The sequence below is a fragment of the Candidatus Marsarchaeota archaeon genome, from assembly GCA_023485295.1.
Lineage (GTDB): Archaea > Micrarchaeota > Micrarchaeia > Micrarchaeales > Micrarchaeaceae > Micrarchaeum_A.
The window spans coordinates 16,626-41,616 of the sequence record JAMCZQ010000003.1 but is presented as its reverse complement, the minus strand read 5'-3'; the positions used below and the strand labels follow the sequence as shown (position 1 = coordinate 41,616).

Annotated in this window: 34 protein-coding genes; 30 read left to right on the top strand and 4 right to left on the bottom strand. The window is 47.0% G+C overall.

Translation table 11 applies throughout. The features are described from left to right. Positions 1-217: 217 nt before the first annotated feature. Complete coding sequence (locus M1125_01770) at positions 218-1,579, bottom strand: Lrp/AsnC family transcriptional regulator (protein MCL5404551.1); 1,362 nt, start codon at positions 1,577-1,579, stop codon at positions 218-220. A 482-nt stretch (positions 1,580-2,061) separates the two neighbouring features. Between M1125_01770 and M1125_01765 the strand changes: the two genes are divergently transcribed. The 20 genes from M1125_01765 to M1125_01670 all read left to right on the top strand — a co-directional run bounded on the left by M1125_01765 (position 2,062) and on the right by M1125_01670 (position 14,371). Beyond that, the gene (locus tag M1125_01765; protein ID MCL5404550.1) at positions 2,062-2,391 is read left to right on the top strand and encodes an Lrp/AsnC ligand binding domain-containing protein; all 330 of its coding nucleotides are present in this window, start codon (positions 2,062-2,064) and stop codon (positions 2,389-2,391) included. Between the two features lie 4 nt (positions 2,392-2,395). Further along, positions 2,396-2,650, top strand: a complete 255-nt coding sequence (locus M1125_01760) for a hypothetical protein (GenBank protein ID MCL5404549.1) — start codon at positions 2,396-2,398, stop codon at positions 2,648-2,650. 159 nt (positions 2,651-2,809) lie between these two features. Next, a complete protein-coding gene (locus tag M1125_01755; protein ID MCL5404548.1) occupies positions 2,810-4,030 on the top strand; it encodes a DUF373 family protein in 1,221 nt (406 codons plus the stop codon). A gap of 4 nt (positions 4,031-4,034) precedes the next feature. Further along, a complete protein-coding gene (locus M1125_01750; protein ID MCL5404547.1) occupies positions 4,035-4,376 on the top strand; it encodes a hypothetical protein in 342 nt (113 codons plus the stop codon). A gap of 4 nt (positions 4,377-4,380) precedes the next feature. After that, positions 4,381-4,713, top strand: a complete 333-nt coding sequence (locus tag M1125_01745; GenBank protein MCL5404546.1) for a ribonuclease P protein subunit — start codon at positions 4,381-4,383, stop codon at positions 4,711-4,713. A 122-nt stretch (positions 4,714-4,835) separates the two neighbouring features. Then, the gene (locus tag M1125_01740; protein ID MCL5404545.1) at positions 4,836-5,132 is read left to right on the top strand and encodes a 30S ribosomal protein S17; all 297 of its coding nucleotides are present in this window, start codon (positions 4,836-4,838) and stop codon (positions 5,130-5,132) included. A gap of 2 nt (positions 5,133-5,134) precedes the next feature. Continuing rightward, on the top strand, positions 5,135-5,533 hold the full coding sequence (locus tag M1125_01735) for an uL14 family ribosomal protein (protein MCL5404544.1): 399 nt from the start codon (positions 5,135-5,137) through the stop codon (positions 5,531-5,533). Beyond that, positions 5,533-5,937 carry a 50S ribosomal protein L24 gene (rplX, locus tag M1125_01730; protein ID MCL5404543.1) on the top strand — a complete coding sequence of 135 codons (405 nt, stop codon included), beginning with the start codon at positions 5,533-5,535 and terminating at the stop codon, positions 5,935-5,937. The genes M1125_01735 and rplX overlap by 1 nt, the downstream gene beginning before the upstream one ends. A 5-nt stretch (positions 5,938-5,942) precedes the next feature. Further along, positions 5,943-6,629: a S4 domain-containing protein gene (locus M1125_01725; protein ID MCL5404542.1), complete on the top strand. Its 687-nt coding sequence runs from the start codon at positions 5,943-5,945 to the stop codon at positions 6,627-6,629. Between the two features lie 5 nt (positions 6,630-6,634). Next, positions 6,635-7,183, top strand: a complete 549-nt coding sequence (locus tag M1125_01720) for a 50S ribosomal protein L5 (protein MCL5404541.1) — start codon at positions 6,635-6,637, stop codon at positions 7,181-7,183. Continuing rightward, complete coding sequence (locus M1125_01715) at positions 7,180-7,338, top strand: 30S ribosomal protein S14 (protein MCL5404540.1); 159 nt, start codon at positions 7,180-7,182, stop codon at positions 7,336-7,338. The genes M1125_01720 and M1125_01715 overlap by 4 nt, the downstream gene beginning before the upstream one ends. 5 nt (positions 7,339-7,343) lie before the next feature. Continuing rightward, positions 7,344-7,727 carry a 30S ribosomal protein S8 gene (locus tag M1125_01710; GenBank protein ID MCL5404539.1) on the top strand — a complete coding sequence of 128 codons (384 nt, stop codon included), beginning with the start codon at positions 7,344-7,346 and terminating at the stop codon, positions 7,725-7,727. Positions 7,728-7,735: 8 nt separating this feature from the next. Then, positions 7,736-8,257, top strand: coding sequence for a 50S ribosomal protein L6 (gene rplF, locus M1125_01705; protein ID MCL5404538.1), 522 nt, complete (start codon positions 7,736-7,738; stop codon positions 8,255-8,257). A gap of 7 nt (positions 8,258-8,264) precedes the next feature. Further along, positions 8,265-8,648 carry an eL32 family ribosomal protein gene (locus tag M1125_01700; GenBank protein MCL5404537.1) on the top strand — a complete coding sequence of 128 codons (384 nt, stop codon included), beginning with the start codon at positions 8,265-8,267 and terminating at the stop codon, positions 8,646-8,648. Then, on the top strand, positions 8,645-9,118 hold the full coding sequence (rpl19e, locus tag M1125_01695; protein ID MCL5404536.1) for a 50S ribosomal protein L19e: 474 nt from the start codon (positions 8,645-8,647) through the stop codon (positions 9,116-9,118). Before M1125_01700 ends, rpl19e begins: the two co-directional genes overlap by 4 nt. 16 nt (positions 9,119-9,134) lie before the next feature. Further along, a complete protein-coding gene (locus M1125_01690; protein MCL5404535.1) occupies positions 9,135-9,683 on the top strand; it encodes a 50S ribosomal protein L18 in 549 nt (182 codons plus the stop codon). A gap of 4 nt (positions 9,684-9,687) precedes the next feature. Beyond that, positions 9,688-10,350 (top strand): 30S ribosomal protein S5, encoded by a 663-nt coding sequence (locus M1125_01685; protein ID MCL5404534.1) that lies wholly within the window; start codon positions 9,688-9,690, stop codon positions 10,348-10,350. Between the two features lie 86 nt (positions 10,351-10,436). Continuing rightward, positions 10,437-10,796: a 4Fe-4S dicluster domain-containing protein gene (locus tag M1125_01680; GenBank protein ID MCL5404533.1), complete on the top strand. Its 360-nt coding sequence runs from the start codon at positions 10,437-10,439 to the stop codon at positions 10,794-10,796. A gap of 174 nt (positions 10,797-10,970) precedes the next feature. Beyond that, positions 10,971-13,604, top strand: a complete 2,634-nt coding sequence (locus tag M1125_01675) for an ATP-dependent helicase (protein MCL5404532.1) — start codon at positions 10,971-10,973, stop codon at positions 13,602-13,604. Positions 13,605-13,615: 11 nt separating this feature from the next. Then, the gene (locus M1125_01670; protein ID MCL5404531.1) at positions 13,616-14,371 is read left to right on the top strand and encodes a metallophosphoesterase; all 756 of its coding nucleotides are present in this window, start codon (positions 13,616-13,618) and stop codon (positions 14,369-14,371) included. Positions 14,372-14,392: 21 nt separating this feature from the next. On the opposite strand, the gene M1125_01665 is transcribed toward M1125_01670, so the two are convergent. Beyond that, positions 14,393-15,874, bottom strand: coding sequence for a site-2 protease family protein (locus M1125_01665; protein ID MCL5404530.1), 1,482 nt, complete (start codon positions 15,872-15,874; stop codon positions 14,393-14,395). Between the two features lie 146 nt (positions 15,875-16,020). On the opposite strand from M1125_01665, the gene M1125_01660 reads away from it, so the two are divergent. From M1125_01660 to M1125_01650, 3 genes are all read left to right on the top strand, one after another. Continuing rightward, a complete protein-coding gene (locus tag M1125_01660) occupies positions 16,021-16,479 on the top strand; it encodes a multiprotein bridging factor aMBF1 (GenBank protein MCL5404529.1) in 459 nt (152 codons plus the stop codon). Positions 16,480-16,500: 21 nt separating this feature from the next. Next, the gene (gene fen, locus M1125_01655; GenBank protein MCL5404528.1) at positions 16,501-17,550 is read left to right on the top strand and encodes a flap endonuclease-1; all 1,050 of its coding nucleotides are present in this window, start codon (positions 16,501-16,503) and stop codon (positions 17,548-17,550) included. 111 nt (positions 17,551-17,661) lie between these two features. Beyond that, positions 17,662-18,156, top strand: a complete 495-nt coding sequence (locus tag M1125_01650; protein ID MCL5404527.1) for an Hsp20/alpha crystallin family protein — start codon at positions 17,662-17,664, stop codon at positions 18,154-18,156. A gap of 151 nt (positions 18,157-18,307) precedes the next feature. On the opposite strand, the gene M1125_01645 is transcribed toward M1125_01650, so the two are convergent. Next, positions 18,308-18,913, bottom strand: coding sequence for a hypothetical protein (locus M1125_01645; GenBank protein MCL5404526.1), 606 nt, complete (start codon positions 18,911-18,913; stop codon positions 18,308-18,310). A gap of 118 nt (positions 18,914-19,031) precedes the next feature. Between M1125_01645 and fni the strand changes: the two genes are divergently transcribed. Genes fni through xth form a run of 6 tightly spaced genes read left to right on the top strand, consistent with a single transcriptional unit; the run spans position 19,032 to position 23,780 of the window. Next, positions 19,032-20,132, top strand: coding sequence for a type 2 isopentenyl-diphosphate Delta-isomerase (gene fni, locus M1125_01640; GenBank protein ID MCL5404525.1), 1,101 nt, complete (start codon positions 19,032-19,034; stop codon positions 20,130-20,132). Continuing rightward, on the top strand, positions 20,132-20,785 hold the full coding sequence (locus M1125_01635) for an endonuclease III (GenBank protein MCL5404524.1): 654 nt from the start codon (positions 20,132-20,134) through the stop codon (positions 20,783-20,785). The genes fni and M1125_01635 overlap by 1 nt, the downstream gene beginning before the upstream one ends. 7 nt (positions 20,786-20,792) lie before the next feature. Then, positions 20,793-21,248 (top strand): NUDIX domain-containing protein, encoded by a 456-nt coding sequence (locus tag M1125_01630; GenBank protein ID MCL5404523.1) that lies wholly within the window; start codon positions 20,793-20,795, stop codon positions 21,246-21,248. Between the two features lie 51 nt (positions 21,249-21,299). Then, a complete protein-coding gene (locus M1125_01625) occupies positions 21,300-22,529 on the top strand; it encodes an endonuclease Q family protein (protein MCL5404522.1) in 1,230 nt (409 codons plus the stop codon). Between the two features lies 1 nt (position 22,530). Continuing rightward, a complete protein-coding gene (locus M1125_01620) occupies positions 22,531-23,016 on the top strand; it encodes a GNAT family N-acetyltransferase (protein MCL5404521.1) in 486 nt (161 codons plus the stop codon). An 8-nt stretch (positions 23,017-23,024) separates the two neighbouring features. Continuing rightward, the gene (gene xth, locus M1125_01615) at positions 23,025-23,780 is read left to right on the top strand and encodes an exodeoxyribonuclease III (protein MCL5404520.1); all 756 of its coding nucleotides are present in this window, start codon (positions 23,025-23,027) and stop codon (positions 23,778-23,780) included. A gap of 1 nt (position 23,781) precedes the next feature. Here the strand turns inward: xth and M1125_01610 are convergent, their stop codons facing one another. Next, entirely contained in the window at positions 23,782-24,210 is a 429-nt protein-coding gene (locus tag M1125_01610) for an Lrp/AsnC family transcriptional regulator (GenBank protein ID MCL5404519.1), read from the bottom strand. Positions 24,211-24,283: 73 nt separating this feature from the next. Between M1125_01610 and M1125_01605 the strand changes: the two genes are divergently transcribed. Further along, on the top strand, positions 24,284-24,874 hold the full coding sequence (locus M1125_01605) for a peroxiredoxin (protein MCL5404518.1): 591 nt from the start codon (positions 24,284-24,286) through the stop codon (positions 24,872-24,874). Positions 24,875-24,991 lie beyond the last annotated feature (117 nt).

The window sequence follows — 24,991 nt, the reverse complement described above, 5'->3', positions numbered from 1 at the left end:
TTGGCATTATCGCAACGAAACCGATGAGCCCACACTGCCTTTAGGGCTTATTATATTCGCGTGATTTTAGGAAGAGCGATGAGCTTTGCTTTTTTATGGTTTACATTTCTACATACAGAATTACAAAAAGGTATTTAAACACATCAGTTCCATTTTGCTGTGAAATATAAATATTTGGCGATAATAATGGGAGGCAGCGGCGGAGACTAAAAATGGATTAATATTTGTCTGATTCTTTTAATTGCTGGTTTTTGGTAAGGTATTTGTACTGGTTAGTTATTTCCGGAGGAGCTCTTCTGAACCCTAAAGAGCCTATTATTGTATCGATTATTATGTAGTCCCTGATGTCCTTTGTGCTCTGTTTTGACATGTCAGATATAGCTTTTATTGCCGATTCTGTGGTTGCGTAGATGGGCATTATGTAGACAAGACTGTAAGGAGAACCCATATCGCCTTCCAAACATGTTGTGTTTGAAGGTGTTTTAGGAAGAGCGATGAGCTTTGCCATAAACTCGTTCCTGTGGATGTTGAAAGTGTTGATGTCTGGCTGCTTAACTACAAACAACGCAGGATATTTCATCTGCGGCTTTTCCATGTTGATTGTTATTCGTTCTATCATCCCTTTTTCTACTAATCTGTTATAAGTGTAGTCAGATGCACCAGGATTGAGTTTTAACCTTTTATCCAGATCCACAAAGCTTACTCTGCCGTCCTTGTTGAGCTCGCTTAATACAAGGTATTCCCTTTCAAGAAGCTGGTCTGGAAGCTTTCTTGGATGCTCCTTGCTCCTGCGCCAGACCTTTTCACTAAGTGTTTCTATAAACTCCTGTCTTAATGGCAAGTATCCGTATGCCCTGGATACGTATGTCACGTTCCAATACGCCTTGTATCTTGAGATTGCAGGATCCGACCTCATTCTGTATATCGCGTCTTCAAGAAGTTGCGTGTTCTCCGCAAGCATGTAGAGGAAAAAGTCATGGCTGCCTTTAAGTGACAGCGCCAGCTGCACCAGCGGCTCGCGCGCTATAACCTTTCTCAACGCTTCGATGTCTGGCTTGTCCCTGCCGAACCTTACAAATGCGACGTACCTGAAGAAATTGAAAGGTCTTGGCCCTACTTCTACCGTATAGCTTATGCCGTACCTTTTTTCCAGCCTTTGTATCCTGTATTTGCATGCAGCCTGGCTTAGCCCCAGAGCCTTTGAAAGCTCTGCTACTGGCGCCCTGCCGTTGGCGCTGAGCATTTCCAGCAGCTTCAGGTCTATATCGTCAGGATACAAAATGCTGTTGCTATCTTCCTCTGATTTCTTTGCAGCAATGAGTTCCGTTATATTCTTGACTTTTGTCTCCTTTTTTCTGTGCCTGGCTTCGACGAACCTGCCGTCAGGCTCTATTTTCCCTATGTATCTTGAGACAGTCACCTTCCTATTCTTCTCCTCGGAAAATTGCGTTGCAGTCTCGTTTACGTAGTAGTTGCCTTTTATATAAAGCAGCGACAGCCGTGACTTGCTTGATTCCTGCAGCTCTTCGAAAACCTTCATTACTTCCTTTGGAGCCTTTATGCTTCTAGCCCTGGCCATCCATATCCGTTATAATATTTTAATAATATAATATTTAAATGCTTTTATAGTTATAAAATTTATAATAATCCACATCTCTGCTCATTCGCTTTTCTATTCATAATATAATTAACCATATATCTGCATTATATCCTTAATTTTATCTATATATTTAAAATTTTATATATATTTATTGGATAAGCTATTTAGCTACGTCATTCCATAATACTAATCAAGGATGTTTGGGCCGGGGAGATAAAGATGCAAGGAAGCAATTGTGCTTTTTCACACTCTGTTTTTTTTACACCCTACCACTACCCCACCCCGGCGCAGTACATCTTTTCTTGAATGATTAATAGGATTAGAGATGAGTGTGCATGTTTGGGTTCGGAAAGAAAAGCGAAAAAGTGGACAACGACAACAGGCCTGTGAAGGTAGTAAAGATCTCTGAGAACAGCTGGCAGTTCGTCTGGGCCGATGAATAATGCTTAATAGGTGGGAAAATGGATCATAACGGCATAGGGAGCGAAAGCGCTGCGCGGCGTCGCGTGCGCGACCAGAAGAAGTTCTTCGTGGTGAAAAGGAACGGCAAGACCTATCACAGGTTCTTCCTTATAAAGCCCAAGCCGAACATTGACATAAACGACCTTGCCGAGAGGCTTGTCGCGCTTGACGATGTTCTGGAGGTGTATGTCACCGAAGGCCCTGCTGGCTTCATGGTAAAGGCAAGGTTTCACGACGACAAGGAACCTGACGAGGTTGCAAAGTACATAAAAAAGAACGTTGACAGCACCTACGGCACACTTGTAAGCTACATAAACTTCAGGAAGTGATACCATGGGCATAAGGATATGGTATTACAGGCATTTCGACAGGGAGAAGCTCCTGGAAGAACTCTCAAAGCCTGTGGAGGGCACATTCGTTGTCATAAAGGAGGGCAACATGATGACGCGCATAAGGAAGGAGGAGCTTGACGCCTACATGGAGCTGAAGAGGGCAAGGGCCGAGTCAATGCTGAAGGAGTATGGAGAGTACGCGTCTGCCCGCATTAAATCAAAGAGCGAAATGGGAATGCATGAGGAAAGGCAATAAAGGCAGGAGCGCGGCTTGCACGGAACAAGCCCTTTGATACCGAAATGCTAGGATCGCATGAGCCCTTTTAATTGCAAGTGCAGCAGGCATGCACGCTCCGTAAATCTAAACGTTGTGATAGCTTTTTAATTTATGTAGTGCATATTTATCTGATACTGTATGAGTGAAAGACTGCTGGTGCTTGCCGTAGATATCGACAACGACCTTTACAGGAAGACCAAAATAAGCGGCCCCGTAGTAGGCAGAAACGACATACTAAAGGCAGCCTCAAAGCTTGCATTGGCGGATCCGCAGGAAACAGACGCGAATACAATGTTCGAGGCGGTCAGGAAATTCGACGAGCTTAAATCCAGCGGGAACAGCGTAAGGGTTGCGACGATAACCGGCGCCGAGGACGAGGGGTTCAATGCAGACGCTGAGCTTTCCAGGCAGATAGACATGCTTATAGAGCGCTTCAGGCCTGACGCGTGCGTGCTGGTTACCGATGGCCAAAGCGACCAGCGCGTCCTGCCTATACTGAAAAGCAGGCTGAAGGTCAACAGCGTAGACCTTGTAAGGATGAAGCAGGCGGAGCAGTTCGAAAACACCTACTTCACCATAATAGAAAAGCTGAAAGAGCCGCACTACGCCAGAGTCGTATTCGGCATACCGGCTGTGCTGCTTTTGCTTTTTGCGATAAGCTATTATCTTAGGCTTGGCTGGCAGTTTCCGGTAGCCTTAATAGGCCTGTACCTTCTCATAAAGGGGTTCGGCCTGGAAGATTACATAATATCGTCATTCAAGGGCTTCGGCTTCAGCGTGAGCAGGGTTACGTTTCTTCTGTACGTCGCTTCGGTAATATTTTTCATACTCAGCATAATAGTCGGATACGGGTCGTACCAGCATTCTGTTCTTATAACTTCAAACACCTTGGTGCAGGGATCGTATTTCGTAGAAGGGATGCTGCTTCTGCTGCCGATAAGCCTTGTCATATACCTTGTAGGAAGGCTTATCGATTTGGAGAGCAGGAACTACAAATACCGCGCAATAAACCAGGGCACATACATAGGCTACGCCGTAATAACCCTTGCGCTTGTGTATTTCGTAGCCGAATGGTTCATAGGCCAGATATACTTCTCGCAGCTCCTTCTTTACAGCGTCGTAGCTATAATAATAGGCTATCTGGTATCATACCTAAGCACCAGGCTCAAGCGCATATCGATAAGGAGGGCCAAGCTCAAGGACAAGAACGTGATAAACGAGATAGGCGCGTACATAGGCAAAGTCACTAGCGTTGACTCGCGCAAGGGCTATATGCTTGTGAAAACAGACTACGGCTCGACATTAAGGTTTGACGTGGATCGCGTTACAAACGTATCCGACAGGATAATAATAAGATGATCTTATGGCAGGTTCAAAAGTGAATGCAAAAGCTGCAATCAGGGACAACCGGCCCCTTTATCTGCTGGCTTACGTATTCACGATAATATCTGGCATTGTGCTATATCTCACGCTTGCAAAGACAGACGCCAGGCTGCGGAAGCATTCCATACAAGCAATAATACTCGGAGTCATAATGCTAATACTGGACGGCATCTTCTTCCTGATGCCAATAATCGGGGAAGTCCTCGCGATACTGGTATGGCTTTATGGGATATACATAGGTTTCGAGGCTTTCAACGGCACCGACGTGCGCATACCATGGATAACAGACATGGTGGAAAGCGGTTCGCAAAAGCAAGGATAATCGCATGAAGACCTTTAGCAAAAAAACACCGGAAGCGAAAGCGCATTACACAAACAGGAACATAGTTCTTCATGAGCTCATAGGCCTGAAGGTCGAGGTGCTCGAGAGCCCCGAAAAGCAGCGCAGGCACATGAAGGGAACTGTTATCGACGAAACAAAGAATATGCTATACATAAAGAAATACGATGAAGGCATTGTGGCGATGCCAAAGTCTGGCTCGAAATTCGCGTTCATCTCAGGAAGGAAGCGCTTCATAGTGCGCGGCGCAGAGATCCTGTTCAGGCCGCATGAGCGCATAGAAAAGGGGCTTAAGTTCTACAAAGCGCGAAGCGCATAACTTTTATATATTTGCTCTATAATAATAAACGCAAATTGTAATGTCTACAAGGCTCTCTTGAGAGACACGCGTGTGCAAGCAAGCAGCGTAATGCATGCTTTTTAGCAATTTGAAGTGATTAATTGGAATGCGAAGACCCTAAATGCCCGATACACGGCAACCTTAAGACGCATGGAAGCAGTCTTGAAGGGATTGTGGTTAGCGATAAAGCCGCAAAGACCGTTATAATATCCAGAGCGTATACAACTTTTCTGAACAAGTATGAGAGGTCCCTAAGGAGGTCCTCGCGCATACCTGCGTACAACCCCGCGTGCGTGGGCGCGGCGCTCGGGGACACGGTAATAATAGAAGGCTGCCGCAGGCTTAGCAAAACCAAGTCGTATGTTGTTACAAAAATAGTGAAAAAATCCGGTGAATAACAATGAAAGGCATCGCCACTAAAATATCAAAGACCCTTGTGCCTGGCAGCATACTAACGTGCGCTGACAACAGCGGCGCAAAGACCCTAATGATAATAAACAAGATAGGAAAAGCAGGCGCGCACAAGAGAATGGCCTCAAATGGCATAGGCGACATAGTAATAGCGAGCGTAAAAAGCGGCTCGCCTCAATACATAAAGAAGAAAGTGCGCGCAGTCATAATAAGGCAGCGAAAGTCGATTCGGCGCGCAAACGGCATGCACGTTAAATTCGAGGACAACGCAGCAATACTGATAAATGACGCAAACCTTCCTGTTGCGACCGAAGTCAAGGGCGCAATGGCGCGAGAGGTCATAGAGCGTTACATAAAATTGGCCGGAATAGCCTCAAGAGTGGTTTAATGATCAAAAGCAGCAAGCCGAGAAAGCAGCGAAAATTCAGGCACACAGCGCCTGCGCACGCGCTGCAGCATTTCGCGCATGTGCATATAAGCAAGGAGCTTTCTGCCAAGCTGAAGATAAAAAAGCGAAGCATACAGGTAAGGAAAGGCGACACTGTAAAGGTGATGTCCGGAAAGAAAAAGGGCGCAACCGGCAAGGTGAGCGCCGTAGACCTAAAAAGGTCAGTGCTTTACATTGATTCTTACAGCAGGAAGGATGCAAAGGGAAAGGAGAAGCCAGTCCCTGTAAGCATAAGCAACGTTTACATTACAGATTTGAACCTTAGCGACAAGAGGAGAGCGCAAAAGCTGAACGCCCCGACTACAACGCCTAAGCAGGCAAGCGTCGAGGAAAAGGAAAAGTGAATCAAATGGCAAGAAAAGGAAACAAGAGGCACATAAAGGCGCTGAACGCCCCGAAATACTTCGGCGTGCATAGAAAGGAGAGCAAATACGTAGCAAAGCCCTCTCCAGGGAGGCATTCAAAGCAGAAGTCCATAGCACTGCTCGTGCTGTTAAAGAAGGCAGGCCTGGTGGATTCTTCATCAGAAGCAGTGAGGGCAGTAAAGACACACAAAATAGCGGTCAACGGCAAAACAGTGTCAAATCCAAAGTATGCCGTAGGCCTTAACGATATGATAGCAATAGAAGGCCTTGGGAAAAGCTATGCAGTATCAATAAGCAGCAAAGGCCAGGCGGCATTGGAAGAGGCCAAAGAAGGCGACGCCTCAAGGAAGTGCAAAGTCGTTGGCAAATACGTCTGGAAATCAAATTCAGTGATGCTTAGGCTCCATGACGGGACCGTGCTCAAGGCCCCTGACAAAAAGATCAAAGTCGGAGATACTATAGTCCTGGACCAAAGCAGGAAACCGGTGTCGCACATACCTCTTGGCGTTGGCTCAAAATGCCTGGTCATAGACGGTGTGCACGTAGGCCACAGCGGCAAAGTCGTATCGCTTACGAAAGGCAACATGCATGTGAACGCCCTTGCTACAGTTGAGGAAGAAGACGGCAACAAGTTTGACACCATAGTCAATAACATAATAGTAGTTGGGTGATGCTAATGGAAGGAAAAGAGAATGCAAATCAGCGAGACAACCCAATGAAAGCCATAAGGATAAACAAGCTTGTTGTCAATATAGGCACAGGGAACGATGACAAGAAGCAGGCAAACGCAAAAAAGCTTTTGGAGCTCATAACTGGCGCAAGCCCGTCTGATGCAATATCAAAAAAGCGAATACCTTCGTTCAAGATATCGGTGGGCGCAAAGATCGGCGCCTTTGTAACGCTCAGGAACAAAGCAGCATACGACACCGCAAAGAGGCTTTTCGAAGCGGTTGACAACAAGCTGTCTGAAAAAAACGTAGAAGCAAATACGGTCAATTTCGGCATAAAGGAGTACATAGACATAAGCGGCGTCAAATACGACCCGACAATAGGCATGATGGGCATGAACATTGACGTCTCGTTCAAGAGGCCCGGGCTGCGCACAGAACTGAGGAAGCGCGCCAGGGCGAAGGTAAAAAGGCTGCACAGGCAGATAGGCAGGGAGGAACTAAAAGAATATCTCGGCAAAGAGTTTGGAATAAAAATAGAGGGTGCTTCTCAATGAAGGTAAGACCTGAAGAAAGATTCAAGGGCAAAGGAATTAGGAAATGCAGGATATGCGGCACCAGCCGTGCGCTTATAAGGGAGCACAATCTTTACATATGCAAAAGGTGCTTCCGCGAAGTCGCAAAGGAGCTGAATTTCAAGAAGTATGGTTGATTGTCATGGTAGACAGGCTTGCAGACGCTATAAACAAGATAAAGACTAACGAGCGGATAGGCAGGTTCGAGTGCAGCATATACTCGACAAAGCTCATCAAATCGCTCATGGATGTGCTAAAAGCTGAAGGCTACATAAGCGGCTATGAGGAATTCAACGACAGGTACGCCCGCATGCTCAAGGTAAAGCTGTCGAACAAGATAAACAGCATAGGCGTAGTGAAGCCCCACTACTCGCTTTCGAAGAACGATATACAGAAATATGAAGAGCGCTATATACCGAGCAAGGATTTCGGCATATTGATAATATCAACCTCCAAGGGGCTTGTGACCAACAAGCAGGCACGAGAGTCTTCAATCGGAGGCAGGCTGATAGCATATGTATACTGATGATGTTTATGCATGAACTAAAGCTTGAAAATGGTCTGAGTGCATCGGTTTCTGGAGATGCGGTAAGCATAAAAGGCCCATTGGGCAGCAACCAGCGCCAGTTCAACAGCTCGCTGCTCAGCGTTAAGGCGGATTCTGGCAAGCTCATAATCGAGCCCATAGGCGCGGGCAAGCTGCGCAAAAAGGCGGAAATCGCATCGTACTCGCTCTACAAGGAGCTTCAGAACGATGCAAAAGGCGTGCAAAAATACTTCGAAATAGAGATGGAAGCGATATATGCCCATTTCCCTCTTACAATGGAGGTCAAGGGGCAGGAGTTCATAATAAAAAATCTCTTCGGCGAAAGATATCCAAGGAAGGCCGAAATCGTCGGAAACACGAAGGCAGAGATAAAGGAAAAGAAGCTTAGGCTCTACGGCACGAAATTGGATGACGTTGCACAGACAGCAGCGAACATACGCCAGGCATGCAAGCTAAAGCACAAGGACGAAAGGGTATTCCAGGACGGTGTCTACTACTCAATAGGTTGATTTTTTTATGAAAGAAGGAAAATTGCCAGCAAAAAAAACCCACTCAAAATTCAACGTGCCCAACTACGGCGCCAAGAAAAGGAAAAGGGTTAAGTCCAGGTGGCGCAAGCCCCGGGGCCAGGACAGCAAAAAGCGCATAAAGAGGGATTTCATGGGCGCAGAGCCTACAATCGGCTACAAAAACCCTTCGGCTGTTGCAGGCATAAGGGCTGATGGGAAAAGGCTGATGCTCGTGCATAACCAGGCAGAGCTGGCGAGCATGCTGCACGACCCGGAAATCGGGTCTTACGACATAGTAATAGCCCATTCGGTAGGCCTTAAAAAGCGCAAGGAGATAACGCAGCTTGCTATGTCAAACGGTGTCAAAGTTGCAAATGGTGTTAGGAAATGAGCGTAAAACTTACGAAGAGGACGGCAAGCCTTATAATGCACAGGGGAATGAGCAGCATAAGGATAAAGCCGACAGCGCTTGAGGATGCTACCAAGGCAATAACGCGCGATGACGTAAAGGCATTAATCAAGAACGGAAGCATATATGCGATCAAGGAAAAGCACAATGTCAGCAGGTACGGCAAGGAGCTCAGAGTAAAAAGAAATGCCGGAAGAAAGCGCGGCAAGGGCAAGCGCAAGGGCACGATGAAGGCAAGGACTGCAACCGGCTACGTGAAGAAGATTCGCGCGCAAAGGCGCATATTGGAAACGCTTAAATCAGAGAAAAGCATAACAAACGAGATGTATAAGGAGCTATACGCGCTTGTAAAGGGCGGCACATTCCAGACTAAGGCATCATTGCTTAACCATATAAGGAGCAAAGGCCTAAACATCGACGATGCAACCTATAACAAGCTCAAGCATTCCTGAGGCAAAAGTGATCACAATGGCATTCAAAAAAAGACGTTCTAAAGCGCTTACCAACTACAAGAAGCGCATAGCGCTTTTGAAAAGCGGTTCGACGAGGCTGGTCGTAAGGAAGTCGAACAGGCAGATAACGCTACAGCTAGTGGGCTATGAGCCTAACGGCGACAAGATAAAAGCTGCAGCATACTCATCGGAGCTGTCGAGTTTGGGATGGCTTCCGAAATGCAATATCCCAACGGCTTATTTGACCGGCATGCTGCTCGCCAAAAAAGCGCAGAAGGCTGGATTTTCAGGAGAATGCATACTTGATATAGGCCTGTACAAGCCCATAAGCGGCAATGTGGTATTCTCAGCTGCGAAGGGCTTTGTGGACGGCGGCATGAGCCTGAAATCAAACATAGAGATGGATGAAAACCGAATTTCCGGCAAGCACATCATGCAATATGCAGTTGAAGGCTCCGCAAAGAAAGGCCATTCGGAATTTTCCGAATATGAGAAGGCGAAAATAAATGTAAAGGAGCTTGACAAGCTATTCGAAAGCGTTAAGAAAAAGATAAATTCAGAGTGATTTGTTGAGAAGGCAATATAATAATCAAGAGAGGAAGCAGGAATTTGACAGGGAAGCCTGGGAGCCAATAACCGAGCTGGGCAAGCTTGTAAAAAGCGGAAGCATAACAAGCATAGAGCAAATCTATGCAATGGGCAAAAGCATAGAAGAAAATGGAATAGTAGATGTTCTGCTGCCGAATCTGCAGAGCGAAGTAGTTGAAATAAGAAGCGTGCAGAGGATGACACGAAACAACAGAAAGCAGAAATTCCGCGCAACTGCGATTGTCGGAGACGGCAATGGGCATGTCGGAGTGGGCGCTGCGAAGGACATAGAAGTTAAGGCGGCCATAGACGGGGCAATTATCGCTGCGAAGCGCAACATAATCCCGGTGATGATGGGCTGCGGGTCCTGGCAATGCACCTGCGGGCAGAATCACAGCCTTCCGTTTATAGTCAAAGGCAAGTGCGGAAGCATAGAGGTTTTGCTCAAGCCAGCGCCGAAAGGCCTTGGCGTTGTGGCAAGCAAGCACGTCAAGAGAATGCTTGAGCTTGCGGGCGTAAAAGATGTTTGGAGCTTCTCAAAAGGCAGGACAAGGACAACGTACAACGTGCTAATGGCAGTATCCGACGCATTCAAGCGCACAATAAGCATGAAAAACCTAAGTGCAACATCCAAAGCACAATAAGCAAAAGCATTAAATTTACAGAATGACATAATTTTATTGATACAATTTAAATTAATTTACGATTAAACCGATACGAAGGAGATTTTATGCAAGTGTATGTCGATAAGCCGCTATGCACAGGATGCCAGCATTGCAAGGATGTTTGCCCTGTGGCAGTGTTCGAGCTCAGGGATAGGAAGAACATTGAGGAAGTGAACAAGGACTCAGCTCCAGAGAACGCCCAATGGAAAGGGGTAAGTGACCAGTCTGTCATAGACAAATGGTCTAAGGTTGAGGACGGCCATAAGCATTTTGCCGATACAAATGACGGCACAAGCGGCGGCATATCAGTTGCAGTCAACGGCGAAGCGTGCATACTTTGCCAGGCGTGCCTCATACAATGCGAAGGGGAATGCATACACATAATCGACGATTCAGGAACTGAATATAAATCGATATATGCGTAAAAGCAGTCTCACCCTGCGGATTGGCCTGCCAATCAGGCCATTCATTTGCTTTTTCTTGCATTTGTCACTGTCATTGACCTGCGGGCGCTGCGTCTCACGCTCCTGCCCATTATGCATAGCAGGCTAAATGAACCAGTCACCTAAATTAAATGTTTCAACGGGAAGGCGAAAACAATGGAACCATTTTCTGCTGAGGAATCGCTAAGCGGCATGAACAAATACGTCAGGGAATGGTTTGAGTCCCATTTTAAGGAGCTGACATTGCCGCAGAGGTTTGCGTTCAAGCTCATCAGGGAGCAAAACAACGTGCTGATAACCGCTCCGACAGGCTCAGGCAAAACGCTTTCTGGCTTCGTCTCGATCCTTGGGGACCTGTTCGACATGGCAGCCAATGGCACCCTTGCAGAGGAAGTGTATTGCATATACATATCCCCTCTGCGCGCACTGAATAACGACATATACAGGAATCTGATAAAGCCGTTGGAAGATATTTACAGCATAGTCGATAAGGAGCGCGCAGGCACAAAGCACGTTACAATAGCGGTAAGGACTGGAGATACCCCGCAATCAGAGCGCCGCGCCCAGCTCATACACCCTCCCAACATATTGGTAACAACGCCTGAAAGCCTTGCAATACTGATAAATTCTGAGAAGTACATGCAAAAAATGTCAAACGTAAAGTATATAATCATAGACGAGATACATGAGCTGGCCAACAACAAGCGCGGCGCGCATCTATCGCTGTCCATAGAAAGGCTTTCCAACCTTATAGGCCACGATTTCGTAAGGATTGGCCTCGGCGCAACGCTGTATCCGCTCGAAGAGGCAGCAAAATTCCTTGTAGGCTATAAGAACGGAAAGCCGAAGGACTGCAAGATAGTCGATGCATCATGGAGCAAAAAGCTCGACGTGATTACCATAAGCCCGGTAGAAGACATGATATACACCCCCGACGAAAAGGTGGAAAAGGAGATGTATAACGACATAAACAAAATCATAAAGTCCAGCAAAACAACACTGATATTTACAAACACCAGAAGCGGCACGGAGCGCGTAGTGTTCAACTTAAAGAAAAAATTCGGGTATAAGGATGAGATAGCCGCGCATCACGGCTCTCTGTCAAGGGATTCGAGGCTTGAAGTGGAGGAGCTGCTAAAGGCAGGCTCACTCAAATGCGCGGTTTCTTCTACCAGCCTGGAACTCGGCGTGGACATAGGCAGCATAGACAATGTGATCCAGCTCGGCTCCCCAAAAAGCATTACGCGCGCCCTGCAGAGGATTGGCAGGGCAGGCCATCAGTATAAGTCCACTGCGAAGGGCGAGATCATAGTGCTGAATAGGGACGACCTTGTGGAATGCAGCGTTATGCTCGATGCTGCGCTCAAGCGCCATCTGGATTCCTTTACTGTGCCAAAGAACGCCCTTGACGTGCTTGCCCAGCACATAATGGGGATGTCCCTAAACAAGAAATGGGACGTGAAAGAGGCATTTGAAGTAATAAGGTCAGCATACCCGTACTCAAGCCTAGCTTACGAGGACTACATAAGCACGCTCAAGTACCTGGCAGGCGAATACGTTGGCCTGGAGAGCAGGCGCGTATACGGCAAGATATGGTATGACGAGAAGGAAGGTATGTTCGGCAGGCGCGGCAAGTTTGCAAAGCCGATATATATGCTCAACCTCGGCACTATACCGGACGAAGTAGCGGTAAACGTGCTCGACGCAAAGTCAAAGAAATGGCTCGGCAACATAGAGGAGGAATTCCTTACGAGGCTTAAGCAGGGCGATATATTCACGCTGGGCGGCAGGCTGTACAGGTTCGAATATGCCAAGGGCATGAAATGTTATGTATCCGACGCAAAGAGCAGCACCCCTACGATACCTCCGTGGTTCTCTGAGCAGTTGCCCCTGAGCTATGAGCTTGCAATGGAGATAGGCCGCTTCAGGCGCACAATGGCCGAAAGCATAGTGAAAAGCGGCGTGCGCGCCAAATCAAAGCCGAGGCTGTCGGGCCGCATGCCAAAGGAATCGTCCGACGTGCTCAAAAGCATGCCGATAGAGCGCAAGGCTGCAAAAGCCATATACAACTATTTCGTCGAACAGCTGCTTTTTGCCGGAATAGTTCCAAACGACAAGCTGATGCTTGTAGAGATAACAAAAGACCCTCAAAAAGGCCAAAACATCGTGGTTTTCCACTCATTGTACGGCAGGCGCATAAATGATGCACTCTCAAGGATAATAGCGATACACATAGGCAGGGCGCTTGGCATAGACGTAGGGATAATGATAAACGACAACGGCTTCCTTGTCACTACCGAGATTCCCCTTGGCGCGAAGGACTTGGAAAACGCGATCAACGCCTCTGTTTCAAAGGACCCGGTGCAGCTTCTGAGGGCAAACATACGCAGGACAGAAATAATGAAGCGCAGGTTCAGGCATGTTGCTGCGCGCAGTTTCATGATACTGAGAAATTACAAAGGCTGGAAGCAGCCAGTTGGAAAGCAGCAGATAAACGCGCAGTTGCTAATAAAGGCTGTGGAGAGCATAGACAAGAATTTTCCCGTACTGAAAGAGACGTACAGGGAGATTTTCGAAGAAGTGATGGATCTTCCCAGGACAAAGCAGGTTCTCGCAAGCATGGCCGCAAATGAAACCGAATACAAAATCATAAAGACGCAGGTTCCATCCCCATTCGCGCACTCGATGCTGACCTTCGGGCATGCCGATGCAATACTGATGAAGGAGAGGCACGAATACCTGCGCTACCTCCACAAGCTCGTGTTAAAAAGGATAAAGGCGAATGCTTAACCGGTGCTAGGATGATGCTTGGGGAAGACATTGAACTTCTTGACGGGCTTCCAATCGCATTCATAAAAAGCCTTAATGCCCTTGCCGTTGCGGACATCCATCTGGGATATGAAGGCGTAATGGCGAAGCGCGGGGTCCTAATTCCAAAGGTAAATTTCAATAAAATGACGGAATCTATAAGCAAGGCGATAGCTAAGACAAACGCAAGCACGCTGATAGTGGACGGCGACATAAAGAACGAATTTTCGAAAGTGGACGAAGAGGAATTCAACGAGCTGTACGACTTCATCATGTTTGCAAAAGGCAAAGGCATAAAGCCAATACTGATAAAGGGAAACCACGACAATTTCGTGGAGCGCTATAAGGAGCCTTTCAAGCTTGAGGTTCACAGGCAGCAGGCACGCATGGGCAAATACCTGTTCTTCCATGGGGAGGAGATGCCGGAAATCGGAAAGGCTGAGAGAGGCGTAAAGACCTTAATAATGGGCCATGAGCATCCTGCAATAGGCATAATCAATGCGATAGGCAATCGCGAAAGGCTTAAGTGCTTCCTCCATGGCTCGTACAAGGGCAAGTCTCTCCTGGTTCTTCCTGCACTCAACTATCTTGCAGGCGGAACAGAGGTAAACATAGTGCCATACGAAGAGCTGCTTTCCCCAATATTTTCGCATGTAAGCATAGACAAGATGCATGCGATAGCCATAGGCTACGGCTCTACGATAGACTTCGGCGAAATAAGGAATCTGCGCAGGATAGCCTATGAATAGCGCATTCCAAGCAGCACCCTGTCATATCCAAGGCAGCACATTCACAAGCAGCGCGATTATCACTATAGCAGTTAGCGCATTCAGCACCTTTTTGCTGCTTATGCTGTTTGCATATATGCGCCAGCCGTCAAATCCAGGCACAGGCAGCAGGTTCACCACTGCCACGAGGAAGTTTAGCATAAACGATATCCCGAACAGCGAATAGAAGAAGTATGCCACGCTTTTAGCTCCGGTATTTGTCAGGGGGAAGTACTTTTCATACAGGTCCACGCCTATGAGGCCCATATCCGAAGAGGAATTGTAGGACTTGGCCACAAAGGTGTAGTTTCCAGTGCTTGTAGAAACGCTTACCAGCGAGCCAACCCTGTCCAAGCCTGCAATGCTCTGCAGCTGCGTTATGTTGCTTATTGCGTGGTTGTCCCAGCTGTATATCTCAGTGCCTGGCTTTATCACTCCATAGGCCGGATAGCCCTTGATTGTGGAATATACGAAAACGCCGCTGCCATAAACATTATGCAATATATACGGCAGCAGCACAAGCATAGGTATCAGGAAGATCACCATTGCAAGCATGTTCGCAGATATGCCTGCAGAGAAAATCCTGTTCTGCTTTGCATGGTCCAGCCTGTTTACCTCCTTGTCATCAGGCTCCACAAAAGCGCCTATTGGTATAACGCCGAATATAAGCAGGCCTATCGACTTGAGCTTAACCTTGAAATTCCTTGCAAGTATGCCGTGTGAAAATTCGTGTATTATCAATATTATTGCAAGCGAGAGTATGCCGCTCACAAGCGGCAGATCTATGCCTGGTATGACTGGGGCAACCCCTGGCGTCTGCGAATGCAGCGGTGCAAGCGAGCTTATGGATATTGACTTTATCAGCGAGCTTACAACAAGGCCTGCATTGGCCAGGAGCAATATGACAATGTAGCCTGAGAACCCTGTTACGATTATGATTGCACGCAGCGCGTATTCGTAAATACCGCCAGAGACGAAATTGCCAAGCAGCATTCCAGGCGTGGGCAATGACGTGGAGAAGGCAGAATTTGAAAGCAGGTCGAATCTTGGCAGACTTATAAATATCAGGGCATATGAAAGGAACGGCAGTACGAAAATTATTATAAGAAATATGCTGATTATGCCAACTGCGAAAATCTTCTTTCCGCCCCTGCCCCTGAGCAGCGGGTAAGAAAGCAGCCCGAACCCAAGGACCATGCCCCACATGGCAAGCGCGTTCCAGAAGTCAGGGCTGGATTTTGCAATTGCATCAACCTGCGAGATGCCATGCTTTCCGCTAAGCATGTAGACTCCATATCCTCCCTTGAACCCCATACTCGTGCGTATCGCGAGGCCTGAAGCTACCAGCACCAGCGCAGCCAGGGCAAGCTGGGCCACTATGCCTATATAGCTCGCATAATAATCAAAGTATATTACTGCAAAGGTTATTGCTGCGATAATTATAGAGAAAATGGCACGGTAGGAGGCATTTCGCTTTTTAATCATCAGTTATCGCCTATAAGTGAGTTTATGCGATAAAGGTATTTAGACTTTAACAGCAGATATAAAAGCAGGGATGCACTGCAGCGTTGCTGCATGGGTTATTTTCATGGCAATCCGTATTCGGCGCTCAGGCGCATTTTGGGGATAGAATGGAGGAGTGTGAACTTTGCGGAAAGCAAACTGATGAGATTTATGTTGTTTCAGTAGAGGACGTGGAGCTTAGGGTATGCAGCTCATGCGCTAAGGGCAAGATCGTAGTTTCAAAGCCCAGCCAGCAGAAAAAGCAGAAGCCTTTCATATCCGAAAGGAAAGCTGCGGCAAAAGACGATGAGCTGGAGCTTATTGAAAATTACGGGAAAGCCATAAGCGCCGCAAGGAATGCCATGAAGCTTCCTATAAAAACACTCGCAGAGATGATAAACGAAAAGGAAGCGTTCCTAGTGAGGGTCGAGGCCGAAAAAACCACTCCGCCTGCAAAGCTTGTAAAAAAGCTTGAGAAGGCCCTTGGCATAAAGCTTTATGCAAACGCCAAGGCAGAGCCGCAGGAGCATGCATCGAAAAAGCCCCAGACTGCAACACTGAGCGACTACCTCGAGCCGAAAGAATAGCGGTTTACAAAGGTGTGGCATTTGGCAGTTGACTTAAGCAAACTCATAGTCAGGAATAAGATATCGCCGAAGCAGCTTTCTGGCAAGATTATTGCAATTGATGCCTATAACGTGCTCTACCAGTTCCTTTCAATAATACGCCAGCCTGACGGGACCCCGCTGACAAATTCAGAAGGCAAGGTCACAAGCCACCTATCTGGGCTTTTCTACAGGAGCATAGACTTGCTGGAGAACAATATAACGCCAATATATGTATTCGATGGGATACCCTCAAAATTAAAGATGAAGACCATAGAGGCGCGGGTCAGAAGGCGCGAAGCGGCTTATTCGGCCTGGCAGGAGGCAAAGCAACATGGCGAGATTGAGGAAGCAAGGATGCGCGCACAAGCCAGCACCCGCGTGGACAAAGAGATAGTAAATAGCGCGAAGAGCCTGCTGAGCCTGATGGGCATATCATACATAATGGCGCCAGGCGAAGGCGAGGCCCAGGCCAGCTATATGTGCGGCGAAGACCTTGTATACGCTGCCGGCAGCCAGGACTACGACACGCTGCTTTTCGGGTCAAAAAGGGTTGTAAGGAACCTGACATTTTCGGGCAGGCGCAAGCTGCCGCGCAAAAACGTATACATAAACGTAGATACGGAGCTGATAAGCCTTGAAGAAACCCTCGGCAACCTTGGAATAACAAGGCACCAGCTTATCTGGATAGGAATAATGCTAGGTAACGATTTCAATGAAGGCATTAAGGGCATAGGCCCAAAGACCGCGTTGAAAATAGCAAAAGAATCAGCGAGCCTAAAAGACGTCGAGGCCCGCATAAAGGAGAAATTCGGTTCTGGCTTTGACACTGACGTAAGCGAGGTAGAAGCGCTTTTTCTTAAGCCCGAAGTCAAGGAGCTAAGCAGAAGCGAGCTTCTGACGATGATGCCAAAAAGGCCTGACATAAGCGGCATCGTATCGTTCATGTGCGATGAATATGGATTTTCAAAGGAAAGGATCAGCAAATACGCAGAAAGGCTGGCAGAGCTGAGCAATGTCTCAAGCCAGAGCAGCATATCAAAGTGGCTATGAAGCAGCACTTTTACCCAATGTACTATCCGCGGTAGAAGCAGTAATAAAGTATTTAATAATCTATTTATATGTAAACTAAGCATACGCATCATGAGCTAGATGGTGATTATCATGTCAAAGAAAAAGAAAAGCAACCCGAATATAAACGCGCCCCCTGATATAGAGAATCTGATACGCATAATTGCAAAGACCTTGAAGGAAACCTTGGATTCCGATAGCATAAGCAGCGATTTCGGGCTGGACATAAAAGCCATTGAAGGCGCTAAAAAGGCAGATAAGGATACTAAGCATGCACAGTCCGCAGGCCAGCCCCTGCCTGAGCAGCCATATGACCCGTTCATCGAAACGATCTACAAGCCAGGCGCAGTCATAACCGTTGGAAACATGTGCAATGCGCCGAAGGACAAGATATCCGTAACGGCGTTTGATAATGGCATAAGCATCGAAGTAAAATGGAAAAATGGCGTGTACAGCAAACGGGTAAACTTCGAAAAGTTTGTAGACCCGTCAAAGGCAGAGGCCACATACAAAAACGGCGTTCTTGAAATAACGCTTCCTGTAGTGCAGCTCGCTGTTGCGAAGGAGGCAAAGCTAAGCATAAGCTGAATCAATATGTGATAAAATGCAGAAAAAAGTAACAAAATCTAACCGAAGGCTTGGGAAAAAATACAGGAATAAGACAAAGCATTCAAAGCTAAAAAAGGCGCACAGGAAAAACCTAAAGCGACTGCGCAGGGAAGGGAAGATAATCGGCTGACTAGGCAATGTCTATATACATCTTGTCGTTGAACTCGTAAGCCATTGTAACTTCATCGGCATTCATTATGCCGTATTCGGATAGGAGCTCTTCCTTTTTTTCGAATCTCTTTATGCCAGAATCAAAATTCATTGCATAGATTTTTCCGCCGAGCTCGTAGTACACCAACGCGAACGTCTTTTCACCCTTCGTGTACATCAGTATCCTAGATGAAGGATTGCCCATCGCTATAAGAAGGCTGCACAGCAAAACATACCTGTCTATCTTTTCGCCTGCGCTGAATTCCAGTACTTCTTCAGGCTCTAGCCAGAACTCCATTGGCAGTATAACTTCCCGTATGCTGTCCTTGACGAAATTGTATGCCAGCACGCTGGCTTCATAAAAGTCCCTTTCATAATTGAATCGGTCAATCCCGGATAATAGCTCCTTGGCCTTTTTTGCCACGGCGCTGTTTTTAGGCGTTACAAGCCTAGGCAATTCAGCCACAGATATGCCCTCCTCCTGCGCTATGTAGTTCCTGTATCTTGCGATTACAGCTCCGTAAATGGCGTTTATGCGCCTTAGCCTTTCCAATTCGTCAAGCTGTTTCGCGTAATCATCAACCATTGCTATTCGATAGAATATTGATTGGAAAACGATAAAACACTATCTGTGCACTGCAACAACCTTTTATAATTTATCGCAGAAAGTGTATGTAAGGCTGTGGGTAATAAACTTGAAAGCGATGGACGCAAAAAAGGCATCAAAGATCTCTGAAATAATGAAAAGGAAGGAGGAGCACATAAAGATATGCCTAGATTCGCCTGTGCAGGCGAAGCAAGCCAGGACGCTATTCTCAGACGTGCATTTGCTTAACAACTCGCTGCCCGAAATAGACTTCGACGACATAGACACAAGTACGAAATTCCTTGGCAAGAGCTTCTCTGCGCCATTCATGGTCGGGGCCATGACCGGCGGCGCAGAGCTTGCAAAGAAGATAAATGGCAATATAGCGGAAGCCGTAGAGGAACTTGGCCTTGGCATGGCGCTCGGAAGCCAGCGAGCTGCGCTTTACGACAGGCTTTTGGAGGACACCTACACGATAGCAAGGAAGAAAGCCCCAAGCGCATTCATAGGCGCTAACATAGGCGGCGCGCAAATATCCAAAGGCCTCGGAATCGAAGATGTGCGCAGGCTCATAGAAATGATAGATGCAGATGCGCTCTATATCCACCTTAATCCTGCGCAGGAGATTGTCCAGCCAGAGGGAGAGCCAAGGTATAGGGATGTCATGGGCGGAATCAGCAACATAATTAAGAGCGTAAAAAAGCCAGTAATAGCAAAGGAGGTCGGCTTCGGCCTTTCGCCAGATGTGGCCAAGCGCCTTAGCAGCATTGGCATTAGCGCAGTAGAGATTGCAGGAATGGGCGGCACCAGCTATGCCGCGGTCGAATGGTACAGGGCAAAGTCAATGGGGCTAATGGACAAAATAGATTTAGGGAATCTGCTTTGGGACTGGGGCATACCGACTGCTGCTTCGCTTTACATGATAAGAAAGGCTTCGGACATTCCGATAATATCATCAGGCGGGCTAAGGACTGGAATGGATATAGCAAAGTCCATCGCCATGGGCGCGTCAATGACTGCAATGGCCCTTCCGATATTAAGGCCTGCCACAGAGTCAGCTTCATCGGTAAAGCGTTTCATAAGCAAGGTGCTTCTAGAGCTGAAAGCGGTGATGTTCCTTCTTGGCGCGAGGAATGTGGAGGAATTGAGGCGCACGCCATGCGTCATAACAGGTGAGCTCGCATTGTGGAAGGATTTTTCTGACAAGAGGCAGTTATAATGGCATACAAAAGACTCTCAAGCGCAGATGCAGCTAAGGTTGTAGAAGCCCTTGAAAAGCAATATCCGGACACGCATTATTACCTGAACTTCAAAACGCCCACAGACCTGCTTGCTGCAGCAATCTTATCCGCACAGACAAGGGACACGACAGTGAACGCCATAACTCCAGAGCTTTTCAAGCGCTATAAGACTGCAAAAGATTACGCAAACGCAGATCCTGAACAACTGTTAAGCCTTGTCAAAAGCGTGTCGTATGCAAGAAACAAAGTACTTAATATAATAAAAGCGTTCAAGATCATAGAGCAGCAGCACAATTCCAAGGTGCCTTCAGACATGGATGCGCTGACTGCGCTTCCAGGCGTGGGCCGCAAGACTGCAAATACCGTACTGATCAACGCATACGGCATAGTTAACGGTATACCTGTAGATACGTGGGTAATTAAGCTCGCGTATAGGATAGGCCTAAGCCAGAGCAGCGATCCTGAAGCGATAGAAAAAGACCTTGAATCGCTAGTGGACAAAAAGTATTGGAAAAACATTGCCTATGTATTAAAAGAGCATGGCAAGCGTGTCTGTGGCACAGTGCCTAAATGCAGCGCATGCATGATAAATGGAATATGCCCAAAAAACGGCGTAAAGAAAAGCGAGTAGTGTTCTAATGGTAAAGAAATGCATAGTGGCCGGATGTATAATAATAAAGGGCGGGAAAACGCTCATGCTGAAGCATAAGAAGATAGGGGCATGGCTGCCTCCAGGGGGCCACGTAGAGCCTGAAGAATTCCCATACGAGGCAGCAATCCGGGAGACTAAGGAAGAGACAGGCATTGATGTAGAGCTTATGGGCGAAGACGCAATAAACCACAGGGACGCTGACGCTTACACCCTGCCAAATCCCTTTGCAATAGTATATGAAAGAGTACCGTACAAGACGCAGCCAATGCATATACATTTTGATATGGTCTACGTTGGAAAAGCAGTAGGGGGAAGCATGGCGAACAACGAAGAAAGCACAGACATGCAGTGGTTTGGCATAGAAGACGTTAAAAAGCTTGATACGCTCCCTAACGTAAAGAGCGTGGTAATAAAAGCCCTGGAAAAGTACAGCGCACTGTAGGTTGTTTTTATGAGAATTGTTGCTGATTTGCATGTGCACTCGCGATACGCAATGGCGTGCAGCAGTGCAATAAACCCTGCGTCTATGTCAGAAACAGCATTCGAGAAAGGCATAAACGTTGTCGGCACTGGCGACGTCCTGCACCCTGCATGGTTCAAAGAGCTTGAATCGGCGCTTGAACCTGAGGACAACGGCCTTTACAAATTGAAGGGCTCGAACGCAAACGTGCACTTTATTGCAAGCGTTGAAGTGTCGAGCATATTCGAAGGCAGGGACAAATCAGTAAAGAAGATACATAATTGCATACTGCTTCCAAGCATGGAATCTGCTGGTGCCCTCTCCAAGGAGCTTGAAAAGTATGGCAGCATGACTGCTGACGGAAGGCCGCAGCTGCAGATAAGCGCCGCAGAGCTTGTAGACATAGTAAAGGGCATTGAGAGCAAGGCATTCATATTCCCTGCGCACCTGTGGACGCCATATTTCGGCGCCCTGGGCGCAATGTCCGGCTTTGATTCCATAAAAGAAGCTTATGAGGACAGGGAAAAGGACATACACGCCTACGAAAGCGGGCTCAGCTCTGATCCAAAAATGAACTGGCGCATATCAGAGCTTGACAAGTATGCATTGATATCGAACAGCGACATGCATTCCCTACCAAACATGGGCAGGGAATCAAATATATTCGAGCTTTCCGAGCTCTCATACGACTCTATAATAAAAGCCATAGTTGACAAGGATTCAAAAAGATTCAAGCAAACAGTCGAATACTATCCTGAAGAAGGCAAATACCATTATGATGGCCACAGGGAATGCGGATATTCTGTAAATCCCGAGGAATCAAAATCCACGGTATGCAAAGTATGCGGCAAGAAGCTAGTTATCGGAGTGCTGCACAGGGTGGACGATCTTGCAGACAGGCCTGCTGGCTACATCCCCAAGGACCATATCCCGTACATCCATTCCGTGCCTTTGATAGAAGTAATATCCTACGCCAAAAAGAAAACCAGGTATTCGCCAGTGGTGCGGGAGCTTTATTCAAAGCTCATAGGGCGCTTTGGCGATGAGCTTGACATACTGACCAATGTAAAAATAGTCGATATAGAGGAAATCGCAGGCTCGGAAATTGCAGAATGCATAGACAACGTGCGCAATGACAAGATAGTCATAAAGCCAGGCTATTCCGGCGTATACGGAGAGCTTGACCTCCTTGGCAGAAAGGCGCACGAAATGCCTAAGGCCACTAAGCAGAAAAGCATGTCTGATTTCTTTTCGAGGCAATAAGATGGCGGCGCTTGAAGACGGCAATATACGGCTCAGGCCGGTCAATCTCAAGGAAGACATGGGCTATTTCCTTGAATGGTACGCCAATCCTGATGTGCTTTTCTACTCCGAAGGGCCGAAAGCCATGCCATACGGCCCTGAAGTGATAGAAAGGATGAACAAAGAATTATCAGAAATAGGAGAAGCATACGTGATCGAGATTAATGAGAACGGCTCTTGGAAACCGATAGGCGATGCAAGCATCACAAAGGAAAAAACCCCGATAACTATAGGGGCGGAAGAATACTGGGGCAGGGGCATTGGGACAAGGGTACTAGCCCTGCTGATAAAACGCGCTAGGGAAATCGGCATGGAAAGGCTCAAGGTCAGCGGCATCAACGAATACAACGCGAGGAGCATAAAGCTGTATTCGAGGGCCGGGTTCGTGGAAACCGGCCGCGCAAAGGAAAACGGTTACGAAAGCATAAGAATGGAGCTAACGCTTTAGATGGAATCATGAAGACAAGCTTGATATCTTGGAACGTGAACGGCATAAGAGCTGCGAAGGCCGAAGCGCTCAAGCTTATAAAAAGCGAGAAGCCGGACATAATGGCATTCCAGGAGATAAAGGCCGATGGTAAGGCAGTGCCTGAGGAATTCTACAAGCTTGGCTATTTGTTGGAAATCAACCCGGCAGCCAAGAAGGGGTATAGCGGGACTATGAGCATGGTCAGAAAGGAGCCGCTTTCAAAGCTCAGTGATTTTGAGGATGATGAAGGCCGCGTCCAGGCCATGGAGTTTGCGGATTTCTATTTCATAAATTCCTACTTCCCAAATTCAAGAAGGGATTTGTCAAGGCTTGGGCTCAAGCACGACTTCAACGCGCACATGCTAAAATACATAAAGCAGCTTGAAAAGAAAAAGCCTGTTGTGGTATGCGGCGATTTTAACGTCGCGCATAAAGAGATAGACATTGCAAGGCCTAAGGAAAACGTGCGCAATGCCGGCTTTACGAGCGAAGAGCGCAGCGACATGGACGAGTTTATCGGCTCCGGCCTTGTTGACACATTTAGGATATTTAACAAGCAGCCGGGAAATTACACATGGTGGTCATACATGTCAAACGCGCGTGCCAAAAACATAGGCTGGCGCATCGACTATTTCCTGGTTTCAAAAAGCCTTAAAAACAGAGTAGAATCCGCAGCCATACTCAAGGACATCACAGGCTCTGATCACGTTCCTGTCAAGCTTATTTTGGACGCTGACATGTAGCCTATTTTATTACCTCCTGTATGTACGAGGGGTATGTATTCCTGACGCCTTCTATCGCCATCATCCGCTTCATTTTTTCGTCTATCTCTTCAGAATCTGCAGTGATTATGGCTATAGCTGAATGGTCGCCGCTAGCCCTGTAAAGCTCTTTCACGAAGTCGAGCTTGCTTAGCGATTCTATGGCCTTCGCATAGCTTTCCGGCATTATGTCAAGCCCGACTATGGCTTCTGACATTCCAAGCCTGCCAAGCCTTGCGCGTGCCTTGTAGCCTATAATCACGCTCTTGTCGGAAAGCTGCGCTATCCTATTCCTTATGGTTCCAGGGCTGACGCCATACTCCTTGGCGAGCATGTCAACGCGCACTTTCGAATCAGACAGCAGCCTGTCAACTATGAATTTATCTAAATCCTTAGACAAATTTTTTGGCATTTATATCAATTGATATAATAAAAATAACAAAATATTTAAATATTTAGATAAATAAATGTATAATGGTGATTTGATGGATCAGATACCAATAGAGGAGCGATTCGAAGAGATAGAGGCAAGCGCATACTTTCCAAAAGATGACAAGATAGAAAAGGTGAAGATTCCGGAAAAAGGCAAGTGGAACATACTTACGTTCTATCCAGGCGATTTCACATTTGTATGTGCAACAGACATAGAGGCATTTATGGGCCTTTATGACGAATTCAAAAAGAACGACGCGGAAGTCTTCGCCATAAGCACGGACAGCGTTTTTTCGCACAAGGGATGGGCACAGACAAGCCCCAGAGTTCAGAAGAGCATAATACCTATGATTGAAGATTTCAACAAGTCGATAACAAAGAGATTCGGCCTTTTGAACGCACAGTCTGGGCAGGCCATGAGGTCTGTTGTTATAATTGACCCTGAAGGCACTATACAGTACATGGCAGCGTTCAACAACAACCTTGGCAAGGATGCCGAACACGTTCTGAATGCCTTCTTGGGGCTGAAATACTTGAGGGACCATCCAGCAAAAGAAGGGCACATGTGCGCAATACCTGCAAACTGGAAAAAAGGCGAGCGCGCTCTGGACATAGACGTGGTTAAGGACATAGGAAAGCTCTGAGCTTTCCAATGCCTCTTTTTAAAACCTATTCTTATTGGTGCCGCTGCATAATGCAAAAATATAAAAATGTTCAAAAAGATAAGATTTGGCGCGGCAATCGGCAAGCTTTAATATATT

Excerpts from the sequence above, each read along its gene's own strand:
- M1125_01605 (MCL5404518.1), top strand. The coding sequence starts at position 24,284 with ATGGATCAGATACCAATAGAGGAGCGATTCGAAGAGATAGAGGCAAGC.
- M1125_01720 (MCL5404541.1), top strand. The coding sequence starts at position 6,635 with ATGGAAGGAAAAGAGAATGCAAATCAGCGAGACAACCCAATGAAAGCC.
- M1125_01660 (MCL5404529.1), top strand. The coding sequence starts at position 16,021 with ATGGAGGAGTGTGAACTTTGCGGAAAGCAAACTGATGAGATTTATGTT.
- M1125_01745 (MCL5404546.1), top strand. The coding sequence starts at position 4,381 with ATGAAGACCTTTAGCAAAAAAACACCGGAAGCGAAAGCGCATTACACA.
- M1125_01735 (MCL5404544.1), top strand. The coding sequence starts at position 5,135 with ATGAAAGGCATCGCCACTAAAATATCAAAGACCCTTGTGCCTGGCAGC.
- M1125_01645 (MCL5404526.1), bottom strand. The coding sequence starts at position 18,913 with ATGGTTGATGATTACGCGAAACAGCTTGACGAATTGGAAAGGCTAAGG.
- M1125_01625 (MCL5404522.1), top strand. The coding sequence starts at position 21,300 with ATGGCGTGCAGCAGTGCAATAAACCCTGCGTCTATGTCAGAAACAGCA.
- M1125_01755 (MCL5404548.1), top strand. The coding sequence starts at position 2,810 with ATGAGTGAAAGACTGCTGGTGCTTGCCGTAGATATCGACAACGACCTT.
- M1125_01770 (MCL5404551.1), bottom strand. The coding sequence starts at position 1,579 with ATGGCCAGGGCTAGAAGCATAAAGGCTCCAAAGGAAGTAATGAAGGTT.
- M1125_01750 (MCL5404547.1), top strand. The coding sequence starts at position 4,035 with ATGGCAGGTTCAAAAGTGAATGCAAAAGCTGCAATCAGGGACAACCGG.
- M1125_01650 (MCL5404527.1), top strand. The coding sequence starts at position 17,662 with ATGTCAAAGAAAAAGAAAAGCAACCCGAATATAAACGCGCCCCCTGAT.
- M1125_01675 (MCL5404532.1), top strand. The coding sequence starts at position 10,971 with ATGGAACCATTTTCTGCTGAGGAATCGCTAAGCGGCATGAACAAATAC.
- M1125_01630 (MCL5404523.1), top strand. The coding sequence starts at position 20,793 with ATGGTAAAGAAATGCATAGTGGCCGGATGTATAATAATAAAGGGCGGG.
- rplX (MCL5404543.1), top strand. The coding sequence starts at position 5,533 with ATGATCAAAAGCAGCAAGCCGAGAAAGCAGCGAAAATTCAGGCACACA.
- M1125_01715 (MCL5404540.1), top strand. The coding sequence starts at position 7,180 with ATGAAGGTAAGACCTGAAGAAAGATTCAAGGGCAAAGGAATTAGGAAA.
- fni (MCL5404525.1), top strand. The coding sequence starts at position 19,032 with ATGGACGCAAAAAAGGCATCAAAGATCTCTGAAATAATGAAAAGGAAG.
- xth (MCL5404520.1), top strand. The coding sequence starts at position 23,025 with ATGAAGACAAGCTTGATATCTTGGAACGTGAACGGCATAAGAGCTGCG.
- rplF (MCL5404538.1), top strand. The coding sequence starts at position 7,736 with ATGCATGAACTAAAGCTTGAAAATGGTCTGAGTGCATCGGTTTCTGGA.
- M1125_01760 (MCL5404549.1), top strand. The coding sequence starts at position 2,396 with ATGGGCATAAGGATATGGTATTACAGGCATTTCGACAGGGAGAAGCTC.
- M1125_01700 (MCL5404537.1), top strand. The coding sequence starts at position 8,265 with ATGAAAGAAGGAAAATTGCCAGCAAAAAAAACCCACTCAAAATTCAAC.
- M1125_01610 (MCL5404519.1), bottom strand. The coding sequence starts at position 24,210 with ATGCCAAAAAATTTGTCTAAGGATTTAGATAAATTCATAGTTGACAGG.
- M1125_01635 (MCL5404524.1), top strand. The coding sequence starts at position 20,132 with ATGGCATACAAAAGACTCTCAAGCGCAGATGCAGCTAAGGTTGTAGAA.
- M1125_01680 (MCL5404533.1), top strand. The coding sequence starts at position 10,437 with ATGCAAGTGTATGTCGATAAGCCGCTATGCACAGGATGCCAGCATTGC.
- M1125_01670 (MCL5404531.1), top strand. The coding sequence starts at position 13,616 with ATGATGCTTGGGGAAGACATTGAACTTCTTGACGGGCTTCCAATCGCA.
- M1125_01690 (MCL5404535.1), top strand. The coding sequence starts at position 9,135 with ATGGCATTCAAAAAAAGACGTTCTAAAGCGCTTACCAACTACAAGAAG.
- M1125_01765 (MCL5404550.1), top strand. The coding sequence starts at position 2,062 with ATGGATCATAACGGCATAGGGAGCGAAAGCGCTGCGCGGCGTCGCGTG.
- M1125_01725 (MCL5404542.1), top strand. The coding sequence starts at position 5,943 with ATGGCAAGAAAAGGAAACAAGAGGCACATAAAGGCGCTGAACGCCCCG.
- M1125_01665 (MCL5404530.1), bottom strand. The coding sequence starts at position 15,874 with ATGATTAAAAAGCGAAATGCCTCCTACCGTGCCATTTTCTCTATAATT.
- M1125_01620 (MCL5404521.1), top strand. The coding sequence starts at position 22,531 with ATGGCGGCGCTTGAAGACGGCAATATACGGCTCAGGCCGGTCAATCTC.
- M1125_01710 (MCL5404539.1), top strand. The coding sequence starts at position 7,344 with ATGGTAGACAGGCTTGCAGACGCTATAAACAAGATAAAGACTAACGAG.
- rpl19e (MCL5404536.1), top strand. The coding sequence starts at position 8,645 with ATGAGCGTAAAACTTACGAAGAGGACGGCAAGCCTTATAATGCACAGG.